The 21,773-nt window shown below is 72.3% G+C and carries 21 protein-coding genes; 7 read left to right on the top strand and 14 right to left on the bottom strand.

What is annotated here, in order from left to right; translation table 11 throughout:
* Nucleotides 1-70: 70 nt before the first annotated feature.
* Nucleotides 71-3,274 (bottom strand): BTAD domain-containing putative transcriptional regulator, encoded by a 3,204-nt coding sequence (locus ACFSKW_RS13530; RefSeq protein ID WP_379572554.1) that lies wholly within the window; start codon nucleotides 3,272-3,274, stop codon nucleotides 71-73.
* Between the two features lie 51 nt (nucleotides 3,275-3,325).
* Here ACFSKW_RS13530 and ACFSKW_RS13525 point away from each other — a divergent pair, with 51 nt between their 5' ends.
* Complete coding sequence (locus ACFSKW_RS13525; RefSeq protein ID WP_379572553.1) at nucleotides 3,326-4,102, top strand: acyl-CoA thioesterase domain-containing protein; 777 nt, start codon at nucleotides 3,326-3,328, stop codon at nucleotides 4,100-4,102.
* Here ACFSKW_RS13525 and ACFSKW_RS13520 read toward each other — a convergent pair.
* The 4 genes from ACFSKW_RS13520 to ACFSKW_RS13505 form a co-directional block, all read right to left on the bottom strand.
* Entirely contained in the window at nucleotides 4,083-6,041 is a 1,959-nt protein-coding gene (locus tag ACFSKW_RS13520) for a sialidase family protein (protein WP_379572552.1), read from the bottom strand. The two genes, ACFSKW_RS13525 and ACFSKW_RS13520, sit on opposite strands and share 20 nt — an antisense overlap.
* Nucleotides 6,042-6,426: 385 nt before the next feature.
* The gene (gndA, locus tag ACFSKW_RS13515) at nucleotides 6,427-7,851 is read right to left on the bottom strand and encodes an NADP-dependent phosphogluconate dehydrogenase (protein ID WP_379572551.1); all 1,425 of its coding nucleotides are present in this window, start codon (nucleotides 7,849-7,851) and stop codon (nucleotides 6,427-6,429) included.
* A 57-nt stretch (nucleotides 7,852-7,908) separates the two neighbouring features.
* Complete coding sequence (locus ACFSKW_RS13510; protein ID WP_379572550.1) at nucleotides 7,909-8,598, bottom strand: HAD family hydrolase; 690 nt, start codon at nucleotides 8,596-8,598, stop codon at nucleotides 7,909-7,911.
* A gap of 18 nt (nucleotides 8,599-8,616) precedes the next feature.
* Nucleotides 8,617-9,453: a hypothetical protein gene (locus tag ACFSKW_RS13505; RefSeq protein WP_379572549.1), complete on the bottom strand. Its 837-nt coding sequence runs from the start codon at nucleotides 9,451-9,453 to the stop codon at nucleotides 8,617-8,619.
* Nucleotides 9,454-9,552: 99 nt separating this feature from the next.
* Between ACFSKW_RS13505 and ACFSKW_RS13500 the strand changes: the two genes are divergently transcribed.
* A complete protein-coding gene (locus ACFSKW_RS13500; protein WP_379572548.1) occupies nucleotides 9,553-10,206 on the top strand; it encodes an NAD(P)H-binding protein in 654 nt (217 codons plus the stop codon).
* A 5-nt stretch (nucleotides 10,207-10,211) separates the two neighbouring features.
* Nucleotides 10,212-11,249: an aldo/keto reductase gene (locus ACFSKW_RS13495; protein ID WP_379572547.1), complete on the top strand. Its 1,038-nt coding sequence runs from the start codon at nucleotides 10,212-10,214 to the stop codon at nucleotides 11,247-11,249.
* Here the strand turns inward: ACFSKW_RS13495 and ACFSKW_RS13490 are convergent.
* Nucleotides 11,179-11,889 (bottom strand): TetR/AcrR family transcriptional regulator, encoded by a 711-nt coding sequence (locus ACFSKW_RS13490; RefSeq protein WP_379572546.1) that lies wholly within the window; start codon nucleotides 11,887-11,889, stop codon nucleotides 11,179-11,181. The genes ACFSKW_RS13495 and ACFSKW_RS13490 overlap by 71 nt on opposite strands.
* 184 nt (nucleotides 11,890-12,073) lie before the next feature.
* Between ACFSKW_RS13490 and ACFSKW_RS13485 the strand changes: the two genes are divergently transcribed.
* The 4 genes from ACFSKW_RS13485 to ACFSKW_RS13470 all read left to right on the top strand — a co-directional run bounded on the left by ACFSKW_RS13485 (nucleotide 12,074) and on the right by ACFSKW_RS13470 (nucleotide 15,300).
* Nucleotides 12,074-12,988, top strand: a complete 915-nt coding sequence (locus ACFSKW_RS13485; protein ID WP_379572545.1) for an ABC transporter ATP-binding protein — start codon at nucleotides 12,074-12,076, stop codon at nucleotides 12,986-12,988.
* Complete coding sequence (locus ACFSKW_RS13480; RefSeq protein ID WP_379572544.1) at nucleotides 12,981-13,748, top strand: ABC transporter permease; 768 nt, start codon at nucleotides 12,981-12,983, stop codon at nucleotides 13,746-13,748. Before ACFSKW_RS13485 ends, ACFSKW_RS13480 begins: the two co-directional genes overlap by 8 nt.
* A complete protein-coding gene (locus tag ACFSKW_RS13475; protein WP_379572543.1) occupies nucleotides 13,745-14,542 on the top strand; it encodes an ABC transporter permease in 798 nt (265 codons plus the stop codon). The genes ACFSKW_RS13480 and ACFSKW_RS13475 overlap by 4 nt, the downstream gene beginning before the upstream one ends.
* 302 nt (nucleotides 14,543-14,844) lie before the next feature.
* The gene (locus tag ACFSKW_RS13470; RefSeq protein ID WP_379572542.1) at nucleotides 14,845-15,300 is read left to right on the top strand and encodes an SAM-dependent methyltransferase; all 456 of its coding nucleotides are present in this window, start codon (nucleotides 14,845-14,847) and stop codon (nucleotides 15,298-15,300) included.
* Here the strand turns inward: ACFSKW_RS13470 and ACFSKW_RS13465 are convergent.
* The 8 genes from ACFSKW_RS13465 to ACFSKW_RS13430 are packed head-to-tail and all read right to left on the bottom strand — an operon-like array spanning nucleotide 15,291 to nucleotide 21,749.
* Entirely contained in the window at nucleotides 15,291-16,904 is a 1,614-nt protein-coding gene (locus ACFSKW_RS13465) for a phosphoenolpyruvate--protein phosphotransferase (protein WP_379572541.1), read from the bottom strand. The two genes, ACFSKW_RS13470 and ACFSKW_RS13465, sit on opposite strands and share 10 nt — an antisense overlap.
* Complete coding sequence (locus tag ACFSKW_RS13460; RefSeq protein WP_379572540.1) at nucleotides 16,897-17,181, bottom strand: HPr family phosphocarrier protein; 285 nt, start codon at nucleotides 17,179-17,181, stop codon at nucleotides 16,897-16,899. The genes ACFSKW_RS13465 and ACFSKW_RS13460 overlap by 8 nt, the downstream gene beginning before the upstream one ends.
* A gap of 10 nt (nucleotides 17,182-17,191) precedes the next feature.
* On the bottom strand, nucleotides 17,192-18,196 hold the full coding sequence (locus ACFSKW_RS13455; RefSeq protein WP_379572539.1) for a zinc-dependent dehydrogenase: 1,005 nt from the start codon (nucleotides 18,194-18,196) through the stop codon (nucleotides 17,192-17,194).
* A complete protein-coding gene (locus ACFSKW_RS13450; RefSeq protein WP_379572538.1) occupies nucleotides 18,193-18,609 on the bottom strand; it encodes a PTS mannitol transporter subunit IIA in 417 nt (138 codons plus the stop codon). Before ACFSKW_RS13450 ends, ACFSKW_RS13455 begins: the two co-directional genes overlap by 4 nt.
* Nucleotides 18,602-18,913: a PTS sugar transporter subunit IIBC family protein gene (locus ACFSKW_RS13445; protein WP_379572537.1), complete on the bottom strand. Its 312-nt coding sequence runs from the start codon at nucleotides 18,911-18,913 to the stop codon at nucleotides 18,602-18,604. Before ACFSKW_RS13445 ends, ACFSKW_RS13450 begins: the two co-directional genes overlap by 8 nt.
* A complete protein-coding gene (gene mtlA, locus ACFSKW_RS13440; RefSeq protein WP_379572536.1) occupies nucleotides 18,910-20,034 on the bottom strand; it encodes a mannitol-specific PTS transporter subunit IIC in 1,125 nt (374 codons plus the stop codon). Before mtlA ends, ACFSKW_RS13445 begins: the two co-directional genes overlap by 4 nt.
* A 12-nt stretch (nucleotides 20,035-20,046) precedes the next feature.
* Nucleotides 20,047-20,991: a 1-phosphofructokinase gene (gene pfkB / locus ACFSKW_RS13435; protein WP_379572535.1), complete on the bottom strand. Its 945-nt coding sequence runs from the start codon at nucleotides 20,989-20,991 to the stop codon at nucleotides 20,047-20,049.
* Nucleotides 20,988-21,749, bottom strand: a complete 762-nt coding sequence (locus tag ACFSKW_RS13430; RefSeq protein WP_379572534.1) for a DeoR/GlpR family DNA-binding transcription regulator — start codon at nucleotides 21,747-21,749, stop codon at nucleotides 20,988-20,990. The genes pfkB and ACFSKW_RS13430 overlap by 4 nt, the downstream gene beginning before the upstream one ends.
* Nucleotides 21,750-21,773: the final 24 nt, after the last annotated feature.

The following is a 21,773-nucleotide window of genomic DNA, read 5'->3' as shown; positions in this document are numbered from 1 at the left end:
ACTCGTTCGTCACACATCGAGCATCGACACCCTCGCCCTATCCCTGCAGCTACGCCTTTGCATCAATCATCTAGTACGGAAGCAGTCCGGCGATCTGGTCCCGGGGCGTCTGCCTGCCGCGCCGGTACAAGCGGTCGAACGCCGCGTCCCCCAGCTCGCTGCGCGCGTCGCCGGCCGTTCGCGCCACGTCGGGCCCGTCGGGCAGGCAGACGCCGCGCAGCGACTCGGCCGCCCCCAGAAGGAAAGCCGCCCGGCCCGCCGCCCCCTCGCGCAGCGTCAGCTCGGCCATCGCCTCGACCGCTCCAGAGGCGCCCGGCAGGTCGAGCACCTTGACCAGCAGGTCGTGGGCCTCCCGCAACGTGGCACCCGACCTGCGCAGGCGCCCGAGCCCGATGAGGATCCGTCCGCGCGTCTCGCCGGCACCCAGCCAGTGCACCGAACAGGCTTCGAGCGCCGTCGCGTACAGCGTCTCGGCCTGCGCGCCGTCGCCGGTCAGCCGCGCCAGCTCCGCCAGACCGTACATGACCACGGCCGCCGCCTCCGAGCCCGGCAGGCGGCCCACCAGCGCGGCGGCCTGCTCCAGCTCCGCCCGCGCCGCTGCCAGGTCGCCCGCCCTGGCCAGCTCCGCGCCCCTGCGCGAGAGCACCAGCGCGGTGTCCTCTGCCGCGCCGAAGGGCGCGATCACCTCCAGCGCCTCCTCGGCCGTGGCGATCGCCGCCGCGTGGTCGCCGCGCCAGCCCGACAGCTCGGACAGCTGCAGCATCGCCTGACCCACCCCCCATCTGTCGCCGGCCACGCGGAAGGTGTCGAGCGCCATGCGCAGCTCGCGCTCGCCCGCGTCGACCTCGCCCGCGCCGAGGCGCAGGAAGCCGACGAGCAGCCTGGCGAAGGCCCTCGTCCACGGGTCGGAGTCGGTGGTCGCCGCCAGGAGCGCCGGCAGCAGCATGGCGTAGTCGCCCTCGGCGATCGACGGGTACGGCCTGACCATGGCCACGAGTGGGTTGCGTGGCGGCCCGCCCAGCCCCTCGGCCAGGCGTTCGGCGTTGGCCAGCAGGTCACGAAGCGTGTCCTCCTGCGCGGGCCTGCCGCCCCCTGCCAGTTGCAGCGAGCAGACGATGTAGTCCTCGACCAGGTTCGCAGGCGGCTCCGGCCCTACGAGCTCGAGCACCTCCACCGACGCCGCGGCCCCTTCCGACCTGATCCCGCGCAGCCACCAGTACATCCACAGGTCGGCCACCAGCCGCAACGCCAGCCCGCTCCTGCCGGTGTCGATCGCGAACCGTATCGCGGTGCGCAGGTTGTCGTGCTCGGCAGCCAGCTCGGCCAGGCAGCGCAGCTGGTCCGGGCCCCTCAGCTGCGGCTCGGCGGCGGCGGCCATGGCGGCGAAGCACTCGGCGTGCGCCAGCCGTACCCGCTCCTGCTGGCCGGACTCGGCCAGCCGTTCGGCGCAGAACGCGCGGACGGTCTCCAGCATCCTGAATCGCCCGCCGTCGGCCTGCAGGATCGACTTGTCGACCAGCGCGGCCAGCAGGTCGAGGTCGCCGCCGCAGACGCGCTCGGCGGCGTGCGCGGTGGCGCCGGAGGCGAACACCGACAGGCGGGCGGCGAGCTCGCGCTCCGCCGGGTCGAGCAGGTCCCAGCTCCACGCGACCACGGCCCGCAACGTGCGATGACGCGGCAGCGCGGTGCGGCTGCCGGCGGTCAGCAGGCTGAACCTGTCGTCGAGCCGCGCGGCCACCTCCTCGGGGGTGAGCGCGCGCAGCCGGGCCGCCGCCAGCTCGATCGCGAGCGGCAACCCGTCGAGGGCGCGGCAGATGCGCAGCACGGCGTCGAGGTTGGCCTCGGTGACGGCGAACCCGTGGCGTACGGCGCCGGCCCTGTCGGCCAGCAGCCGCACCGCCGGATGCTCGCGCGCCTCTGCAGGCGACAGGTCCCGCATCGGCCGGGGCAGGGGCGGGACCGGCAGGACCTGCTCGCCCGGGATGTTGAGGGGTTCGCGGGAGGTGGCCAGCATGCGCACCCGTGGGCACTCGGCGAGGATCCTGTCGGCCAGCAGGGCGGCGGCCTCGACGAGATGCTCGCAGTTGTCGAGGACCAGCATGACGGAATGGCCCGCGAGCGCCGCCACCAGCACGTCGGCGGGCGTCTGGGCCTCGGGGAGTGTCAGCGGACCTGGGGTCAGCGGGCCGGGAGCCTCGGTGTGCGCGTGGGTCAGGCCCAGCGCGGTGAGCGCGGGAAGGGCGACGTCGGAGCCGGGGCCGAGGGGGGCGAGCTCGACGAAGCACACCTCGCCGAGGCTCGCGGTCGCCTCGACCGCGAGCCTGGTCTTGCCCGCGCCGCCCGGGCCCGCGAGCGTCAGCAGGCGGCCCTCGTCGAGCAGCTCGCGGACCAGGCGCACCTCCTTCTCACGGCCGACGAAGCTGGTGGGCCGGGGCCGCGGCCCTCTGGGCCGCAACACCGCGCCCGCGCAGGCGGTCTCGCCCGGCGCGGGCGCGGCGGGGGAGAGGCCGGCAGGGGAGTCCGCGGACAGGGCAGCCCGAGGGACGGCTCCGGGAACGCGGGCGGCAGAAGGCGAGGAGGGTGAGAGCAGACGCACGTGAAGCGCGGCCAGCTCGGGGGAGGGGTCGGCGCCCAGCTCCTCGGCCAGCGCCCTGCGCGCCTGCTCGAACGCCTCCAGCGCCTCGGCCCTGCGGCCCGCGCCCGCCAGGGCCCGCATGTGCTGGCCGCGCAGCCGCTCCCGCAACGGGTGCCGCCTGACCAGCTCGCCCAGCTCGGCCACCAACTCGCCGTCCGGCGCCGAGCCGTCGAGCAGGTCGGCCTCGACCCTGTCCTCCAGCGCTGCGAGCCGCAGCTCTTCCAGCCTCACGGCCTCCCCCTCGGCGAACGGCAACCCCAGCACGTCGGCCAGCGCGGGGCCGCGCCACAGCCCGAGCGCCCGGCGCAGCAGCCGTGAGCGTTCACCGGCGGCGGAGGCCCGCCTCGCGTCGGCGACCAGGCGGGTGAACAAGTGGGCGTCGACCTCCAGCGGATCCACCACCAGCCGGTAGCCCGCGGGGCCCAGCTCCAGCGGCACCCCGACCACGCCGCGCAGCCGCGACACCTGCGACTGCAGCGCGTTGACCGTGCCGGAGGGGCCGTAGACGTCGTTGATCAGCCGCTCGACCGAGACGACCCGCCCCGCCTCCAGAGCCAGGAGCACGAGCAGGCCGCTGAGCCTGGCGCCCCGCACGGGGACGCCGGCCACCTCCGTGGGGCCGAGCACGCCGAATCGCATATCTCGATTGTCGGCACCGGCGCCCCCTCCGGCGTTTTAGAATCCGATTCTGTGGATAACAACGGGGCGTTCTTCGCCTTCGCCGAAGGCGCGTTCGTCCCAGCCGCGCACGCGCACAGCCCATGGGCGACCGACATGCTGCACGGGCGGCTGCTCGGCGCTCTCGCCGCCAGAACACTCGAGGCCGAGCACGGTGAGGAGGGGCTGCGCTTCGCGCGGCTGACCGTCGACCTGTTCCGCAACACCCCGCTGCTGCCGATCACGGTCGAGACGGTGAGGGTCAGGGACGGCCGTAGGATCAGGGTCGCCGACGCCGTCCTGTCCACCGAGCAGGGCCCGGTCGCCAGGGCCGGCGCGGTGCTGCTGCGCGAGGGCGGGCAACCGCCGGGGGAGAGCTTCCGCACCGCGGCGTGGGACGCGCCCGTGCCCGACGGCCCTCCGGGGAACGACGGGCCGCGCCTGCCGTTCGACCTGTGGCGGCTCACCACGTGGGGCGTCGACCCAGGACCGCACAGGGCGTGGGTCAGGGAGACGTACCCGCTGGTCGAGGGCGAGGAGGTCACGCCGTTCACCCATGCCGCGCTGGCCGCCGACTTCGCCAGCCCGCTCAGCAACGTCGGGTCGGCAGGTCTGCACTTCATCAACGCCGACTACACGCTCACGCTGAGCCGCCTGCCGAGAAGCGCCGAACTCGGCCTGGAGGCCACGGGGCACCTGAGCGCCGACGGCATCGCGACAGGCCAGTGCGTCATGCACGACACGCAGGGACCGATCGGTTACTGCGTGGTGAGTGCCGTCGCCAACCCCGCTATCCGAGCGTTGCGGTGACCAGGGTCCAGTCGAGGAGGGCCTCGGCGCCGCCGCTGACCCAGTGGGCGGCGTGCGGTCGCTCGCGGTTGTCCTGAACCACCCAGCTCGCCCCGGTGTCGGCGCCGTCGGCGAACAGGCGGGCCACCCCCGCGCTGTCGACCGCGACCCGCCAGAGCCCCGCACTGCCCCTGTGCACCCGTCGCCACCTGGTCGATCCCTTGGTCATCGCCCAGACCTCGTCCCGCTGCACGGTCATCATGAGCCTGCGCGCGCCGTTGGCGACCTTCGTGCCGAGGCTCACGCCGCGTCCCGTGACCGGGTCGAGGGTGGCGGCGGTGACCACCCTGCCCCGCAGTTCCACGGTGAAGTCGCATGATTCGGCGATCTCCAGCGGGACGCTCGCCGAGCCGCGCAACCTGAGTCTGTCGCCGGTGACCGTGCTGGTCGACAGCTTCCAGTCCGCCCACGACAGGCCCGCGAGATTGTCGGTGACCTCCGCCGTGGCCTGACCCGACAGGGTGGTCTCCCGAGGCCCTTGCCCCGAGGGCGGCGTCCCCTGTGTCGCCGATGTCTCTGGCGTCCCCAGTGTCCAGCGCACCCCCGTGTCCGCGTCCTCGCGCCACAGGGCCGCGCGGCCGCGCCGGTCGGCGACGACGCGCCACCGGGCGCCTCCGGGACCGAGGACCCGCCGCCCGTCGACGAGGACGCCCTCGGCTCCCACGGTGAGGTCCAAGCGGCCGCCGACCGTGAGCCGGAAGTCCTCGCCCTCGACGGTGGCGACGAACCCGGCGTCGGGTGCCTGCGGCACCGATCCAGGGCCTGCCAGCCGTACACCGGTGAAGGCGCGGGTCAGGTCGAGCCTGGCCACCCTGATCCCGATCTGGTTGTGCTCCCAGACGACGAAGAACCGGCCGGGCTCGTACTCCTCGGCGCCGGCGTAGACGTCCCAGCCGCGGGCCGCGCCGGCGGTGAGCCTGGTCCCGTCGGCGAACAGCCGTCCAGGACCCCAGGGCAGGCCCTGCGGCTTGACCTTGTAATGCAGCACCTCCCGGTACTGCTCGGGCTTGTCGCCGCGGAACGGCCCCGCGAGCGTGTTGTAGATCGTCAGGTACCGGCCCTCGCCATCTCTGGCAAAGAAGCCTTTAACGTAATAATTCGGGATCTGGGGGTCCAAGGTCATCGGTGCCCAGGTGAGCCCCCCGTCCGTGCTCGTCGACACCGCCGCGTAGGCCGCATGGGCGCGGTATCTCGCGTCCCTGTCCTCCGGGGACGTGCCGCCCCGCAGGTCGAGCGCCCTGGCCACCATCACCAGGCCGCCCTCCTGTGACGGCGCCACCTGCGGCTCCTCCACCCCGATGCCCGGCGGCGGCTGCGCCGATCCCCCTGGGCGCCAGGTCCGCAGGTCCGTCGAGCGAAGCACTCCCGCCCTGGTCCCGCCACTCGTCTGCCGCCAGTACGGCAGCAGCCACACCCCGTCGTACCTGATCGGTTTCCCCGCGACCACCACACCCCGGCTGTTGGGCGGCACGTCGACCGTGATGGGAAAGTCGTGCCAGGTGGCACCCGCGTCCGCACTGCGTTTGGCGACCATGCGCACAGGGAAGCCGTCCACGTTCCCCGCCTGGTCGCGGTCCTCGGCGATCGTGATGCGTCCCAGAAGGGCGTAAAGCACACCAGAATCGTTGAGGAAGATCACGTAGTGGTAGCGGTGCGTGTCCGTCGCTTCGGCCAGCGTCCCCGTGACCCAGGTGCGCCCGCCGTCCGCCGATCGGGCGTAGCCGATCGAGCCCTGGTCGTTGGGCGTGGGATCCAGGGAGTCCTTCACTCCCGCCCGCCATCCCACCACCAGCCGGTCGGCGTCCAGCACCGCGATGTCCGGCACTCTGTTGCCCTCGTGCGCCAGTTCCCCGTCGGCGCGCCTGCTCACCGTGCTGTAGACCGTCACGGGATCGCTCACGCACGGCCCCACCACGTCCGACTCCGGCCATGTCACCCACCCATCTTCCGCCGCCGGCCCGCCGTCGGGTGACCGTGATCACCCGACGTTCACGTGCCCGCCGCCTTACGGCAAGCACCAGGAAGCCCACCGTAGTCACCGGTGACCCTCCGTCCATGCACGCCACTCCAGCGGGACTTCGGCGCGCGCCGTCACATCGGGCTCGTACCCCTCCACTCCTACAGGACGTCATGTAAAAACGCGGAAAACCACACAAGCCCCGCAGCGCAGGCGCTGCGGGGCAAAAAATCTACAATGTAAAGGCGTCCGGCCGGGCGAGGCGGCCGCCGCTCACCCGACACGTCGAGGATGACGAGCCGCCGGCCCGGTCAGCGGGCGGGGGCGATCACGCGGAGCGCTCGGCCCTGTCGCCCGACCAGTCGGTGTGGAACGCGCCCTCCTTGTCGACCCGGTGGTAGGTGTGGGCGCCGAAGTAGTCGCGCAGTCCCTGGACGAGGGCGGCGGGCAGCCGGTCCCTGCGCAGCCCGTCGTAGTAGGCCAGCGCGGAGGAGAACCCGGGAGTGGGCACGCCGATCCTCACCGCCGTCGACACCACCCGTCGCCAGGCGTCCTGGGCGGCGGCCAGCGCGCCCGCGAACCCCTCGTCGGCCAGCAGCGTGGGCAGGGCGGGGTCGGCGTCGTAGGCGGCGCGGATCCTGTCGAGGAAGCGTGCCCTGATGATGCAGCCGCCCCGCCAGATCGTGGCCATCGCGCCGAGGTCGACGTCCCAGCCGTACTCCTTCGAGGCCGCGGTGATCTGGTCGAAGCCCTGCGCGTAGGCGACGATCTTGGAGGCGTACAGCGCATGCCGTACGTCCTCGATCAGCTCCTTGCCCGCGACGCCGGACAGCGAGGGCCCCTGCAGGCCGCGGGCGGCAGCGCGCTGCTCGGGGTGGCCCGACAGGGCGCGGGCGAAGACCGCCTCGGCGATGCCGGTGACGGGGACGCCCAGCTCCAGAGCGCTCTGGACGGTCCAGCGGCCGGTGCCCTTCTGCTCGGCGCTGTCGACCACGACGTCGACGAAGGGACGCCCGGTCTCGGCGTCGACGTGGTCGAGCACCTGGGCGGTGATCTCGATGAGGTAGGACTCGAGCTCGCCCTCGTTCCACTCCCGGAAGACCTGGGCCAGCTCGGAGGGGGAGGCGCCGAGCGCCTGGCGCAGCAGGTCGTAGGACTCCGCGATGAGCTGCATGTCGGAGTATTCGATGCCGTTGTGCACCATCTTCACGAAGTGGCCCGCGCCGTCGGGGCCCACGTAGGTGGCGCAGGGAACGCCGTCGACCTTGGCGGAGATGTCCTCGAGCATCGGGCCGAGCGCCTCGTAGGACTCGCGGGAGCCGCCCGGCATGATGCTGGGACCGAGCAGCGCGCCCTCCTCGCCGCCCGAGATGCCGGTGCCGACGAAGTGGATGCCGCGCTCGCGCAGCGCCGCCTCCCTGCGCCTGGTGTCCTCGAAGTGGGCGTTGCCACCGTCGACGATCATGTCGCCCGGTTCCATCAGGTCGGCCAGCTGGTCGATGACGGCGTCGGTTCCCGGCCCCGCCTTCACCATGATGATCGCCCTGCGCGGCCGCTTGAGCGAGGCGACGAACGCCGCCATGTCCTCGGAGGGCAGGAACGTGCCCTCACCGCCGAACTCCTTGACCAGCGCCTCCGTACGGCTGTGCGAGCGGTTGTGCACCGCGACGGCGTAGCCGTGGCGGGCGAAGTTGCGGGCCAGGTTGCGGCCCATTGTGGCAAGTCCGGTGACGCCGATGTCTGCCAGATCCATGTCAGCTCCTCTTGCGGAGATACGCATCCTTCACGTGATCGGTTTGGCGGTGCGCGCTTATTCCCCCAGGCGCACGCCCAGCTCGTCCAGCCGGTTGAGCATGTCGGCCGGGTCGGAGTAGACGCGGAAGGCGCCTGAGCGTTCGAGTTCGTCCCTGCCGTACCCTCCGGACAGCAGGCCGACGCCCAGCGAGCCCGCTCTCCTGGCGGCCAGCAGGTCCCAGACGCTGTCGCCGACGACCATGGCGTGGTGGGGGTCGACGCCGAGCAGCGCGGCTCCGGCCAGGAAGAGGTCGGGGTCCGGTTTGGCGCGCCGTACCAGGTCGCGGGTGACCATGGGGGTGTCGTCGGGCAGCTTGAGCATGGACAAGGCCAGGCGGGCGGTCATGGCGTACCCGCTGGTGGCGATCGCCCAGGGAACCTGGCGGGCGGTCAGCTCGCGCAGCAGCTCGACCGCGCCGGGCAGCGGCCTGACCGTGCCGATCTGCTCGGTGTAGGCGGCGGCGTGGGCCTGCTGGAGGTCGTTGATCTGGTTCTGCGTGAGGGTGAGTCCGGTCTCCCTGAGCAGCGCGGTGACGAACAGGCCGCCGCTCATGCCGATCCTGCGGTGGATCCGCCACACCGAAAGGTCGATGCCCATCCCCGACAGAGCGCTGCGCCAGGCGATGACGTGCTGGTAGACGCTGTCGATCAGGGTGCCGTCGAGGTCGAACAGGAAGGCGGGACCAGGTGGTTCGGTGTAGTCCATCTGTCCATTGTGAGCACCTCACACGAGGAAGATGACCGTGAGGCCGATGACTGCGTCAACTACGGCGCACCACTCGGCGTAGCCGCGGGGGACGACGGCGTTCGCGCGGTGGTGGGCGAGGTCCCACAGCGCGTGGGCGAGCCATCCGCCGCCGATAAGGAACCGGGCGAGGTTCTCGTCGGCCGACAGCGCCACGAGGGCCAGCACGAGGTAGGCGGCGAGCCCGGTCAGTTGCAGCGCCAGGACCCTGCGGTCGCCGAGCGTCCTGCGGTAGACGCCGATCGCCAGGTAGGCGCCGGGCAAGGCCAGGAGGATCAGCGGCGGCGGGACGAAGGGGTCGGTCCAGACGCCGAAGGTGAGCAGGAGGGCGATCCACGTCGGCCGGCGGCGCTTCAGCGCGGCGACGAGGGGGTGGGAGGGCTGTTGCGGACGGCGAGCAGACGGGTGGGCAGACGGATGAGCATGGTGGGCGCCGTACTCCTCGCGCCGCCGGAGCATGACCGCGAGCATGGCGGGGAGCATGAGCACGTGCCCGGCGATCATCACCGTGTCGCCGGAGACCAGCCCGAGCCAGAAGGGTGGCAGGAGCAGCAGGAACGGCACGTACATCGCGGCGCCCATCTCGGCGACGGGCTGCCAGGAGTGGCCGCGGTGCCGCATCCACACGGTCATGGCCGCGGTCATGTCGGTGGCCATGATCAGAGCACCCACGTCGGCCCGGCCGAAGACGGCGGCAAGGCCGAGCCACTCGCCCGCCGCTGCCCAGACGGGTGCCAGGAGCAGCATGCCGATGATCATCGCGAGCAGCATCTCGCCGTAGTGTCTGGCGAACAGGAGGGTGGAGGTCTTTGGCATGGCCTCAGCCTCGCGGCGGCGCCGCGGAGGCGGCAGGTGCGCGGCGTCACCTGGTCACCGTGTGGAACGCATGGCTCACTCGTGTGAAACGCTGGAGGCATGCGGGTTGTGATCGCGGGTGGACACGGTAAGATCGCGCTCCGGCTGGAGCGGAGGCTGGCCGACCGGGGCGACCAGGCCGTCGGGCTGGTCCGCAATCCCGATCATCGGGCCGACGTGGAAGCTGCGGGCGGGCAGGCCGTCGTCTGCGACCTGGAGAGCGCGGGCGTCGACGAGGTCGTGAAGGTGCTCGAGGGGGCCGACGCGGTCGTGTTCGCCGCCGGCGCGGGTCCCGGCAGCGGGGCGGCCCGCAAGGACACCGTCGACAGAGCCGCATCCGCGCTGATGGCCGAAGCGGCGGAGCGGGCGGGCGTGCGCGGGTTCGTGCAGATCTCCTCCATGGGCGCGGGCGCGCCGCCTGGCGAGGACGCCGACGAGGTGTGGGCGGCCTACATCGCGGCCAAGACCGCCGCGGAGGTCGATCTGCGCGGGCGCGACCTGGACTGGACGATCCTGCGGCCCGGCGGTCTGACCGACGAGCCGGGGACGGGAAGGGTGCTGCTCGGCCCGCCGCCGCTGCCCAGGGGCAGCGTGTCGCGTGACGACGTGGCCGCGGTCGTGGTGGCGCTGCTCGACGAGCCGCGCACCGCCGGCAGGACGCTGGAGCTGGTCAGGGGAGATGTACCCATCGACACAGCCGTTCGGGCACTCTAGGAAGAGTGACTGAACACCGCGTACTCGGCAGGACCGGTCTCAAGGTCAGCCCGCTGTGCCTCGGCGCCATGATGTTCGGCGCGTGGGGCGAGCCGTCCGTGGAGGAGTCCACCAGGATCATCGGACGCGCGCTCGACGCGGGGATCAACTTCATCGACACCGCCGACGTCTACTCCGGCGGCCAGTCGGAGGAGTTCGTCGGCCACGCGCTGGCCAAGTCGGGCAGACGCGACGAGGTCGTGCTGGCCACGAAGGTGCACGGCGTGATGGGCGAGGGGCCCAACCAGCGGGGCAACTCCAGGCGCTGGATCTTCCAGGCCGTTGAGAACAGCCTGCGCAGGCTGGGCACCGACTGGATCGACCTGTACCAGATCCACCGTCCCGACCCCGACACCCACATCGAGGAGACCCTCGGCGCGCTGACCGACCTCGTACGGCAGGGCAAGATCCGCTACCTGGGCAGCTCGACCTTCCCCGCCCATCAGCTGGTCGAGTCGCACTGGGCGGCCGATCGGCGCGGCCTGGAACGGTTCGTGTGCGAGCAGCCGCCGTACTCGCTGCTGGTGCGCGGCGTCGAGGCCGACGTGCTGCCCGTCGTCCAGAGCTACGGCATGGGCGCCATCGTGTGGAGCCCGCTGGCGGGAGGGTGGCTGACCGGCGCCTACCGTGAAGGCGCCGAGCCGCCGCGCTCGCGCAGGGCCGACCGGCTGCCCGAACGCTACGACCTGTCGCTGCCCGGCAACCGGCGCAAGCTGGAGGCGGTCGAGGCCCTGGCGATCCTGGCGGAGGAGGCGGGGCTGACGCTGATCCAGCTGGCGCTGGCGTTCACGCTGCGGCATCCGGCGGTGACCTCGGCCATCATCGGGCCGAGGACGATGGAGCACCTGGTGAGCCAGCTCGCCGCCGCCGACGTGAAGCTGACCGATGACGTGCTCGACAGGATCGACGAGATCGTCCCGCCCGGCGTCACGCTCAACGAGGGCGACAGGGGCTGGCGCCCTCCCGCCCTGACCGACCCGCGCCTGCGCCGCCGCCCCGCATAGCCGCCGACAAGAGCACAGCCGCCGACAGGAACCGCCGCCCGATCGGCCCCGCACAGCCGCCGACAAGCACGGCCGCCCGATCCAGCCGGAGGAGGCGCGGAGGCGCGGAGGCGCGGAGGCGTGGGCGCGTCAGCAGGTCGACGGCCTCCTCCGCCGACAGCCCCGCGCGTGCGCCAGGCTTGCCGGCAAGCGCCTTGGCCGCCCCCTGCTGGACGACATACCGCGGATCGACGTCGTGGGGCCACAGCGCGGCGACCTCGGGGTCGCCCGCGGACGCCGCCTCCAGCACCCGGCCGATCGGCGCGACCCGCTCCAGGACCGAGGTCGTGCCCGTGACGTAGGCGCGCAGCATGTCCTGGGCGGTGCCGAGCGCCAGCGCGCCGGTGTACCAAGGACGGTCCATCGTGGCCACCGGCTCGTCGTCGCCCGCGATCGTCACGTCGACCAGCTCCTTGAGCAGGGTCCGCTTGTTGCCGAAGACGAAGTAGATCGTCTGTACCGCGACCCCGGCCCTGCGGGCGACGTCCTGGAGGTTCGTCGCGCCGTACCCGTCCCGGACGAACAGCTCGAGCGCCGCCTCCAGGATGCGCCGGCGCGTCTGCTGCGCCTTCTGGGCTCGTCTAGCTCGTCCGTTTGACATCTCTCATGATTAGAGTTTATCTCTAGTTATGAACACTAGATTTCAACTCTAGAGATGAGCTGTCATCACCGTCACCGCGTCCATGCCGGCCACGCCACCTCACCCGCCGACGCCATGGACCAGCGGTGACCGCAGTGTCCCGGCCATACGACCCGTGGCCGGATTCCCCCATCGAGGAGATGACGTGATCGAGATCGACGCGTTGACGAAGGTGTACGGGCCGGCGCAGGTCCGGGCGGTCGACGAGGTGTCCCTGCGCGTCCCCGCCGGATCGGTCTTCGGCTTCCTGGGACCCAACGGCGCGGGCAAGACCACCACCATCAAGATGCTGGCCGGGCTGCTGACCCCCACCTCGGGCCGGGTCAGGCTGGGCGGATTCGACGTGGCCCGGCAGCGTTCGGCCGCGATGGCGCAGTTCGGCGCCGTGCTCGAAGGCTCGCGCAACGTCTACTGGAGCCTGTCGGCATGGCAGAACCTGATGTACTTCGGCAGGCTCAAGGGCCTGCGCAAGGCCCGGGTCGCCGAGCGTGCCCGGGACCTGCTGACCGATCTGGGTCTGTGGGAGCGGCGCCACGACAAGGTCGGCGGCTTCTCGCGCGGCATGCAGCAGAAGGTCGCGATCGCCGCCGCCCTGATCGCCGACCCGCCGATCGTCCTGCTGGACGAGCCGACGCTCGGCCTCGACGTCGAGGCCACCCGCACCGTCAAGGACTGGATCGCCGAATGGGCCCGTGAGCTGGGCACCACCATCCTGCTCACCACGCACCAGCTCGACGTGGCCCAGGAGCTGTGCGACCGGGTGGCCGTCATGCGCGGAGGCCGGCTCGTGGCCGACCTGCCCACACGGGAGCTGCTGGCGCGCTTCCGCGAGCGCGACAGGTACGAGATCCGCCTCGAGGGGACGGCCCCACCTGGGTTCGACGCCGTCACGCGCGACGGCGTCACCACGATCAGCGTGCGGGTGAGCGAGCCGCGCGAGATATACGAGGTGGTCGACCGCCTGCGCGCCCAGTCGGTCGTCCTGGAGTCGCTGACCCAGGTCCAGCCCGATCTGGAGGACGTGTTCCTCGCCCTGGTGAACGAGGTCTCTCATGCTTAGCGTCCTGGGCGCGGAGATCGGCAAGGGCCTGCGCGTTCAACTGGCCCATCCGGTCGGCCACGTCATCACGCTGCTGATCAGCACCATGATGTACCTCGGCCTGCAGTTCGTCCTGGGGCAGGGCGAACTGCGTCAGGACCTGCTGCCGCCGACCCTGGTCGCGATCGGCGGCTACTGGTTCCTGCAGTACGCCGGCCTGGTGATGGTGGCCGACCTCATCGAGGAGAAACGCGCGGGCACCTTCACGCAGGCCCAGATGACCCCGGCGCCGCCATGGCTGCCGATGCTCGGCCGGCTGATCACCGCCTCGGTGTTCGGCCTGGCGGTGGCCGCCGTCGCCTGCCTCGTCCCCATGCTGGCGGCAGGGATCACGATCCCTGCGCCCGGGGCGGCGTTCCTGCCCGCCCTGCTGTTGGGAGTCGACGTGCTGGCCTTCACCTTCCTGATGGCCGCCCTCGCCCTGGTCTCCCCGATGATCGGCGCGCTGCAGTCGCTGTTCACCTCGCTGGTGCTGCTGCTCAACGGCTCGTTCCTGCCGCTGGCCCTCTACCCGGACTGGCTGGCAGCCCTGGCAAGAGTCCTGCCCACCACCCTGGGCGTCGAGGCGATCACCCAGACGCTGTTCGAGGGCCGCACCCTGGCCGTGCTCTGGAGCGGCGGCACCCTGCCCTGGCTGCTCGCCCACACCCTCGCGCTCACCGCCGTCAGCGGCCTGCTGTTCGTCCGCAACCACCGCCGAGCCCTGCAGGAGTCGTCGTGACCTTCGCCCGCGGATTCGCCGCAGAAGTCGGCAAGGGCCTGCTCAACCTGATCGCCGGATGGCGCGAAGTCCTCATCCAGATGATCACGTTCCCGCTGTTCTACCTGCTCATCGTGCTGTTCATGGGACGCGGGCAACTGCGCGCCGAACTGCTGCTGCCCGTACTGCTCGGCATGGTGGCGCTGACCTTCATCCACGAGCAGGTCAACCGGGTGTTCTGGAGCTATCTGGGCGACATCCAGTCCGGTGTGCTGGAACAGACGTATCTGACGCCGTTGCCCTCGGCGGCGCTCGTTCTCGGCCGCCAGGTCGCCGCCGTGGTCTCGGCCCTGCCCACCGCGCTGGCCGTCCTGGCCACCGGCGCCACCGCCATCGCCGTCCAGGGCGGGCACGTGCCCTTCACCGCGCAGGTGCTCGTGCCGCTGGCCGCGATCGCGGTGGGCACGTGCGGGCTGGCCCTGATCCTCTGCGGGCTGACCCTGGTGTTCAAACGCATCGAGATCATCACGCAGCTGTCGGTGGCCGTCTACGCCATCGCGGGCGGCACCCTGGTCCCCCTGGCCGCCATGCCCGACGCGATCGCCTTCCTCAGCCGGCTGGTCGTCCCCATCGCGCCCGGCATCGAGGCGATGCGCGACATCCTGCTCGGCGGGCATTCCCTGGTCGCCCTTCCGACCGGGTGGGGTCTGGGCTGGCTGCTGGTCCAGCCGCTGCTCATCACGGCCACGGGAGTGGTCCTGTTCAGGCGGCTCGAACACCGCGCCATGCGCCGCGGCACCCTCGGCCGCTACTAGAGAACCACGGCTGGAGACCGGAGTCCGGTCCGCGACCGGATCGGCTCCGGAACGGCGGAGCCGTCACCGGCGTCGGCCCGATTCCCACGCCTGCCGCCGCCGTCGGCCCGGCCATCCTGGGACGACACCGTCCGAAGACGTGAACCCCCGGCGGGCCATCGCGGCACGCCGGCCACCACGAGAACCTGGAGATCACCATGACCTCGGATCCTGTGACCTCGGATCCTGTGACCTCGGATCCTGTGACCTCGGATCCTGTGACCTCGGATCCTGTGACCTCGGATCCTGTGACCTCGGATCCCGTGACCCTGCGACCCGTCGGCAGGGTCGTGGGCGGTCGCGGCGAGATGTTCGAAGACGGCTGGCACGACGTGCGCGCCGTGATCCGGCTGGACGAAGAATCCTTCACCGTCTCGGCGACGCTCGGCCTGGAGTACTTCTCCCACGTGGAAGTCGTCTTCCTCTTCGACCGGATCGACCCTGCGATGGTGCGTGCCGAGCCCCGCCCCCCGAGGGGAAACCCGGACGCGGCGCCCGTGGGGGTCTTCGCCCACCGCGGGCCGTACCGCCCCAACCGGCTCGGCGTCTCCCGCTGCCGGCTGCTCGCCGTGGACGGCCTGGAGCTGCACGTCGCCGACCTGGACGCGCTGTCAGGCACGCCGATCCTGGACGTCAAGCCGTACCTGGCCGAGTTCGGCCCCCGTCATCCTGTCGTCCAGCCGGCCTGGGCGACCGAACTCATGCGCCGCTACTTCTGAGGCTCCTGCCGACCGGCCAGCCGCCTGCACTCGGCCATCGTGTGCCCGGCCAGCGCCTGCCGTACGGCGGGCACGCTGACCGCCGCCATCGACAGGCTCGTGACGCCCAGACCGGCCAGCACCGGCGCCAGCCGCGGATCGCCCGCCGCCTCGCCGCACACCCCGACGGGCTTGCCCGCGGCGCGTCCGGCGTCCGCGCACATGCCGATCAGCCGCAGCAGGGCGGGCTGCGCGGGGTCGAGCAGGTCGGCCAGGTCGGGATGCTGGCGGTCGGCGGCGAAGGCGTACTGGCTGAGGTCGTTGGTGCCGATGCTGAGGAAGTCCACCTCCTCCAGCAGTTCGGCGGCCTGCAGCGCGGCCGACGGGATCTCGACCATCACGCCGACGTGCGCGATGCCCTTGCGCCTGGCCCTGTCGGCGAACGCGGCGGCCTCCTGCCGCGTGGCGACCATGGGCGCCATCACCCGGGGGCTCGCGCCCGTCCGCAGCGCCGCCTCGGCGACGGCCTCCAGCTGGGTGTCGAGGACGGCGGGCCGTACCCGGTCCACGCGCAGCCCGCGGACGCCCAGCGCGGGGTTGGGCTCGGGCGGCAGCCCGAGGAAGGGCAGCGGCTTGTCGGTGCCGGCGTCGAGCGTCCTGATGACGGCGTCGGGACAGGCGGCGAGCACCTCGGCGTAGGCGGCTACCTGCTCGTCGAAGGAAGGGGCGCTCCTGCGGTCGAGGAAGAGGAGTTCGGTGCGGAACAGGCCCACGCCCTCGGCGCCCTCGGCCAGGTCGGCGGCGGAGCCGATGTTGAGCAGCAGCTTGACCGGATGCCCGTCGGCGGTCCTGCCGGGGCCCCTGCTCCCGCCGAGCGCGGCGCGCCTCGCGGCCTCGCCCGCCCTGATGGCGGCGGCCTCCTGCTCGTCGAGCCCGGTGACGAGTTCTCCCGATCCGCCGTCGACGGCGACGATCGCCCCGTCCGGCAGGTCCTGCGCGCCCGCGCAGGCGACGACGGCAGGCAGCCCCCTGGCCCTGGCGAGGATGGCGGTGTGGCCGGTCGGGCCACCCTTGGCGGTGACCAGCGCCAGCACGTCGGGGCCGAGCGTGGCGGTGTCGGCGGGCGAAAGGTCCTCGGCCACCAGCACGAACGGATGGCCGGGGTCGGGAACGCCGGGCATGGGCAGGCCCATCGCGGCGGCCACGGCGCGGCTGCGCAGGTCGTCGAGGTCGGCGGCGCGCTCGGCGAAGTACCCGCCCGCCGCGACCAGGGCCTCGCGGTGCATGGCGAAGGCCCTGTCCAGCGCGTGGACGGCAGGCAGGCCCGCGCCGACGTGCGCCTGCGCCGCCTCCAGCAGCATCGGGTCGTCGGCCATCATCGCCTGGGCCTCGAGGATGTCGCGCTCCTGCCCCTCGCGCGCCCGCTCGGCCCGCCTGGCCAGCTCGGCCGCCACGGTCCGCAGCGCTGTGCGCACGGCCTGCTCCTCGGCCGCGCCGTCCAGGCCCCGCCCGTCGGCGGCGGGCAGGGGCGGGAGCGCCGGCGGCTCGGCCATGCGGACGACGGGTCCCGCCGAGCGGCCAGGGCTGACGCCGAGTCCCTTCAACCGCTCGGGAGGCTCAGCCATCTGCCGGCTCCTCGGCGTCCAGGTCGCGCGCGAGCAGCTCGGCCAGGGTGTCGACGGCCGCCTGCCCCTCCGCGCCTTCGGCCGAGAGTGTCACCTCGACGCCGTGCACCGCGCCGAGCGACAGCACCCCCAACATGCTGGTGGCGGGCACGGACTTGCCCGAGCCGACCGCGATCCGCACGGGCACGCCCAGCCTGACCGCCTCCTGCACGAAGAGCCTGGCGGGACGGGCGTGCAGGCCCGTCCGCGAGGCGACCACCACGGTGCGCTCTGCCATCACTTCTCCTTCACGGCTCGATCGTGACCTTGATCGCGGCGCCCTGACGCACCAGGTCGATCGCCTCCAGTACCCGCGGCAGCTCGAGCCGGTGGGTGATCAGATCGGCGACCGGCACCGCGCCGTCCGCGATCAGCGCCAGCGCCCGCGCGTTGTGGGCGGGGCTCGAGCCGTTCGCGCCGACGATCGTCAGCTCCCTGTAGTGCACGAGGTTGGAGTCGCAGGCGATGATCGGGTCGTCCTTCGGCAGTCCGCCGAAGAAGCTGACGCGCCCCTGCCTGGCCGCCATCCGCAGCGCCTGCTCCTGCGCGGTGCCCGACGCCGCCGCGGTGATCACCACGTCGGCCCCGCGCCCACCGGTCAGCTTCAGCACCTGCTCGACGGGGTCGGCGTCGATCGCGGCGTCCGGCTGGACCATGGCGGCGGCCAGCGCCAGACGTGCCGGGTTGACGTCGACGAGGAACACCCTGGCGGCGCCCCTGGCACGGGCCAGCCGGACGTGCAGGCAGCCGATCGGGCCCGCGCCCATCACGACCACGTCGTCGCCCTCGCCGACCCTGGCCAGTTCCTGGCCGTTGAGCACGCAGGCGAGCGGCTCGGCCACCGAGGCCTCGGCGAAGGAGACGCCGTCGGGGATGCGGTTGACGCCGTCGACGGCCAGGACCTTGGCCGGGACGATCATGTACTCGGCGAAGCCGCCGTCGTAGTGGTAGCCCATCGACTCCTGGTGGGGGCAGACGGTCATCCTGCCCCTGCGGCACTCCTCGCACGTCCCGCAGGGAATGGCGGCGATCACCTGGACCCGCTCGCCCGTGCCGACCACCTCTCCGGCGATCTCGTGGCCCATGACGCGCGGCGGTCTGATGTGGTGGTGGCCGTGGTGGAAGATCTTGGCGTCGGTGCCGCAGGTCGAGCAGTTGCGCACCCTGATCTTCAGCTCGCCGGGGCCCGCGGCCGGCTCGGGCGCCTCTTCGACCCGCAGGTCCCCTGGCGCGTGGAATCGGGCGACTTTCACGACAGCTCCTTCATGACGGTCTCGACCTCGCTCGCCTCGCGCAGCGCGCGGGCGCGTCCGGGGTCGAGCAGGATCTCGGCGAGCTCGGCCAGCAGCGCGATGTGGCCGTCGCCCCTGGCGGCGATGCCGACGCAGAGCGTGACGTGCTCGCCGTCCCAGTCGACGCCGTCGGGGAAGCGCACCACGCAGATGGCGTCGCGCAGGATGGCCTCCCTGTCGACGCCGTGCGGGATGGCCACCCCCTCGCCGACGTAGGTGGAGATGGAGCGCTCGCGCTCCAGCATGGCCTCGACGTACGGCTCGGCCACCGCTCCCGTCTCCACCAGGAGCCTGCCGCAGCGCCTGATCGCCTCCTCGCGCGTGTCGGCGTGCTCGTGCAGGAGCACGGCGCGCCGCTCCAGGACGTCACGCACCGACCGTCCCGCCCTTCTTGATCGTGGCGATGAGCCGGGTGACGGCGGGGTCGCCGAGGAAGATCTGGAACGGCACGAGCACCGCGCCGGGCGCCGCGGACGCCCGCGCGCGGGCGGCCAGACCGGCGTGGCACAGCACCACGTCGGCGTCGGCCGGGATGGCGTTGACGGGGGTGTGCTCGACCGTGACGCCGGTGTCCTTGAGCTGCTTGCGCACCGTGGTGGCCAGCATGACGCTGCTGCCCATGCCCGCGTCGCAGGCGATCACGATCTTGTGGATGTCCTTGCTGTCGATGCTGGTCATGACGCCTCCTGGGCGGCGGGCTCGGTCCTGTCCTCCGGTGCGGTCTCGTCTGGTGCGGCCTCGTCCTGGTCCTTCTCTCCGCGTCCGAAGCCGAGCAGGAGGGAGGCGACGGCGAAGCTGGCGGCAGTGGCCAGCAGGATGCCCGCGGCCACGCCGAACCAGCCGCCCTTGGGCGTGACGGCGAGGTAGGCGAAGATGCTGCCGGGCGACGGCGTGGCCACCAGACCCGCGCCGGTGATCATGAAGGTGAAGACGCCGGCCGCGCCGCCCGCGATGACCGCGATGATCAGGCGCGGCTTCATCAGCACGTAGGGGAAGTAGATCTCGTGGATGCCGCCGAAGAAGTGGATGATCATGGCGGCGGGCGTGCTCGGCCGTAGCGCCCTCGGCCCGAAGAACAGGTAGGCCAGCAGCAGGCCGAGCCCGGGTCCCGGGTTGGACTCCAGCATGAACAGGATCGACTTGCCGTGCTGCACCGCCTCGGCGACGCCCAGCGGGCCGAGCACGCCGTGGTTGATCGCGTTGTTGAGGAACAGCACCTTGGCCGGTTCGATCAGCACCGAGGCCAGTGGCAGCAGGCTGTGGCCGACGAGCCACTCGACCCCGCTGCCGGCCGCCTCGGTGACCACCTTGACGATCGGCCCGATGCCCCACACGCCGAGCAGCGCCATCGCGCCGCCGACGATGCCGGCGGTGAAGTTGTCGACCAGCATCTCGAAGCCGGCCCTGGTGCGCTGCTCGGTGAACCTGTCGACCAGCTTGAGCAGGTAGGCCGCCAGCGGTCCGATGACCATCGCGCCGAGGAACATGGGGATCGTCGCGCCGACGACGACGCCCATGGTCGCCACGGCGCCGACGACGGCGCCGCGCTGGCCGTGGACCATCCTGCCGCCCGTGTAGCCGATGAGGACCGGCAGCAGGGTGGTGATGATCGGGCCGACCAGGGCGGCGAGGGACGCGTTCGGCAGCCAGCCGGTGGGGATGAACAGGGCGGTGATGAGACCCCATGCGATGAACGCGCCGATGTTCGGCATGATCATGCCGGCCAGATGGCCGCCGATGCGCTGGATGGTCGCTTTCAGGCCGGTTCCGTAGACCGGGGGAGTGTAGGTGTCGGCCATGGGGGTGGCTCCTTACAGGGTGGTGGCTCCCAGAGGCATGGAGGGGTCGAAGGGGCGCAGGAGCACCCGGTCGCGGTGGATGTCGCAGGGGTGGGGCATGCGGCTGCCCGGCAGGCCGACGGCCGCCGCCGCCCAGGCCAGGGCCTCGACCAGGGCGCGTTCGCCGCTCGCGCCTGCGGCGAGGAAGCCCGCCAGCATGGCGTCGCCCGCGCCGACGGTGCTGCGCGGCTCGTCGACCCCGCACTCGCCGTAGCGGACGGCGCCGTCGGTGACCAGGATCGCGCCGTCGGCGCCGAGGCTGGCAAGCACCGCGCGCGCGCCGGCCGCGCGCAGCTTCTCCGCGGCCTCGACGGCCTCGCCCATGCGGGTGATGGGCATGCCCGTCGCCTCGGCGAGCTCCTCGCGGTTCGGCTTGACCAGCGCGGGCCCCGCCGCCAGCGCGGCCAGCAGCGCGGGGCCGCTGGTGTCGACGGCGACGTGGATGCCCGCGCTGGAGAAGCGCTCGCACAGGCGCGCGTAGACGTCGGGCGGCACCTCGGGCGGCAGGCTGCCGGAGGCGACCACCCAGTCGGCCGAGTGCGCCGCCGACAGCACCGCCTCGGCGATCGTGTCGAGCTCGGCGGCCGACAGGGCGGTGCCCGGCTCGTTGATCTTGGTGATGGTGCCGTCGGGCTCGGCCAGCGTCACGTTGGAGCGGGTGGCGCCCCGCACCGGTACGGTCACCATGTCCAGCCCCTCGGCCGACAGCAGGCCGATCAGCCGGCGGCCCTCGTCGCCCCCGTACGGCACGACCGCGCACGAGGCGACGTCGTTGGCCAGCAGCGCCCTCGAGACGTTGACGCCCTTGCCGCCCGGGTCGAGCCTGGCGGCGGCCGCCCTGATCACCGTGCCCCTGTCCAGCGAACTCACCTCGATCGTGCGGTCGAGGCTCGGGTTGAGCGTCAGGGTGAGGATCATGCCCGGACCACCTGGGGCCCCGCGGCCGAGACGTCGGCGGCGGTGGCCGCGTCCAGGCCCGTGTCGGTGATCAGTACGTCGATCTCGGCCAATGAGGCGAATCTGGCCAGATAGGTGTTGGTGAACTTGGTGTGGTCGGCCAGCAGGACGCTTCGCTGCGCCGCGGCGATCATCGCCCGCTTGATCGCCGCCTCCGCGGGATCGGGCGTGGTCAGCCCCTTGGCCACCGAGCAGCCGTTGGTCGCCATGAACGCCACGTCCACGTGAAGGTCGGCGAGAGGGCGCAGCGCCCAGTCGTCGACGGTGGCCAGCGTCCGGCCGCGCACCCTGCCGCCGAGCATGATGACGTTGAGGTTGGGCCTGGCGGCCAGGACGGAGGCCAGCGGCGGGGAGTTGACCACCACCGTCAGCTCCCTGTCGGCGGGCAGCACCTGCACCAGCCGCCCGGTCGTGGACCCGGCGTCGATGATGACCGATCCGTCCTCCGGCAGTTCGGCGAGCGCCGCCTTGGCGATGCGCTCCTTCTCGGCGGTCATCACCTCGTCGCGGGCGGCCAGCGCGGGCTCGAATCCCAGGCGCTCGACGGGGATCGCCCCTCCGTGCACCCGCCGTAGGACGCCCGCCCGCTCCAGCGCTGTCAGGTCGCGGCGGATGGTCTCGGTGGTGACGTCGAACTCCTCGGCGAGCGTCACCACGTCCACGCGACCGGCGTCACGGGCCATGCGCAGGATCTCCTGCTGGCGCTCCTCGGCGTACATGATGTTGATTCACCGCCGTTTCCG

This window comes from Nonomuraea mangrovi, from assembly GCF_042681425.1.
GTDB lineage: Bacteria > Actinomycetota > Actinomycetes > Streptosporangiales > Streptosporangiaceae > Nonomuraea > Nonomuraea mangrovi.
The sequence above is the reverse complement of the archived record's forward strand: the minus strand, read 5'-3'. Positions and strand labels throughout refer to the sequence as shown.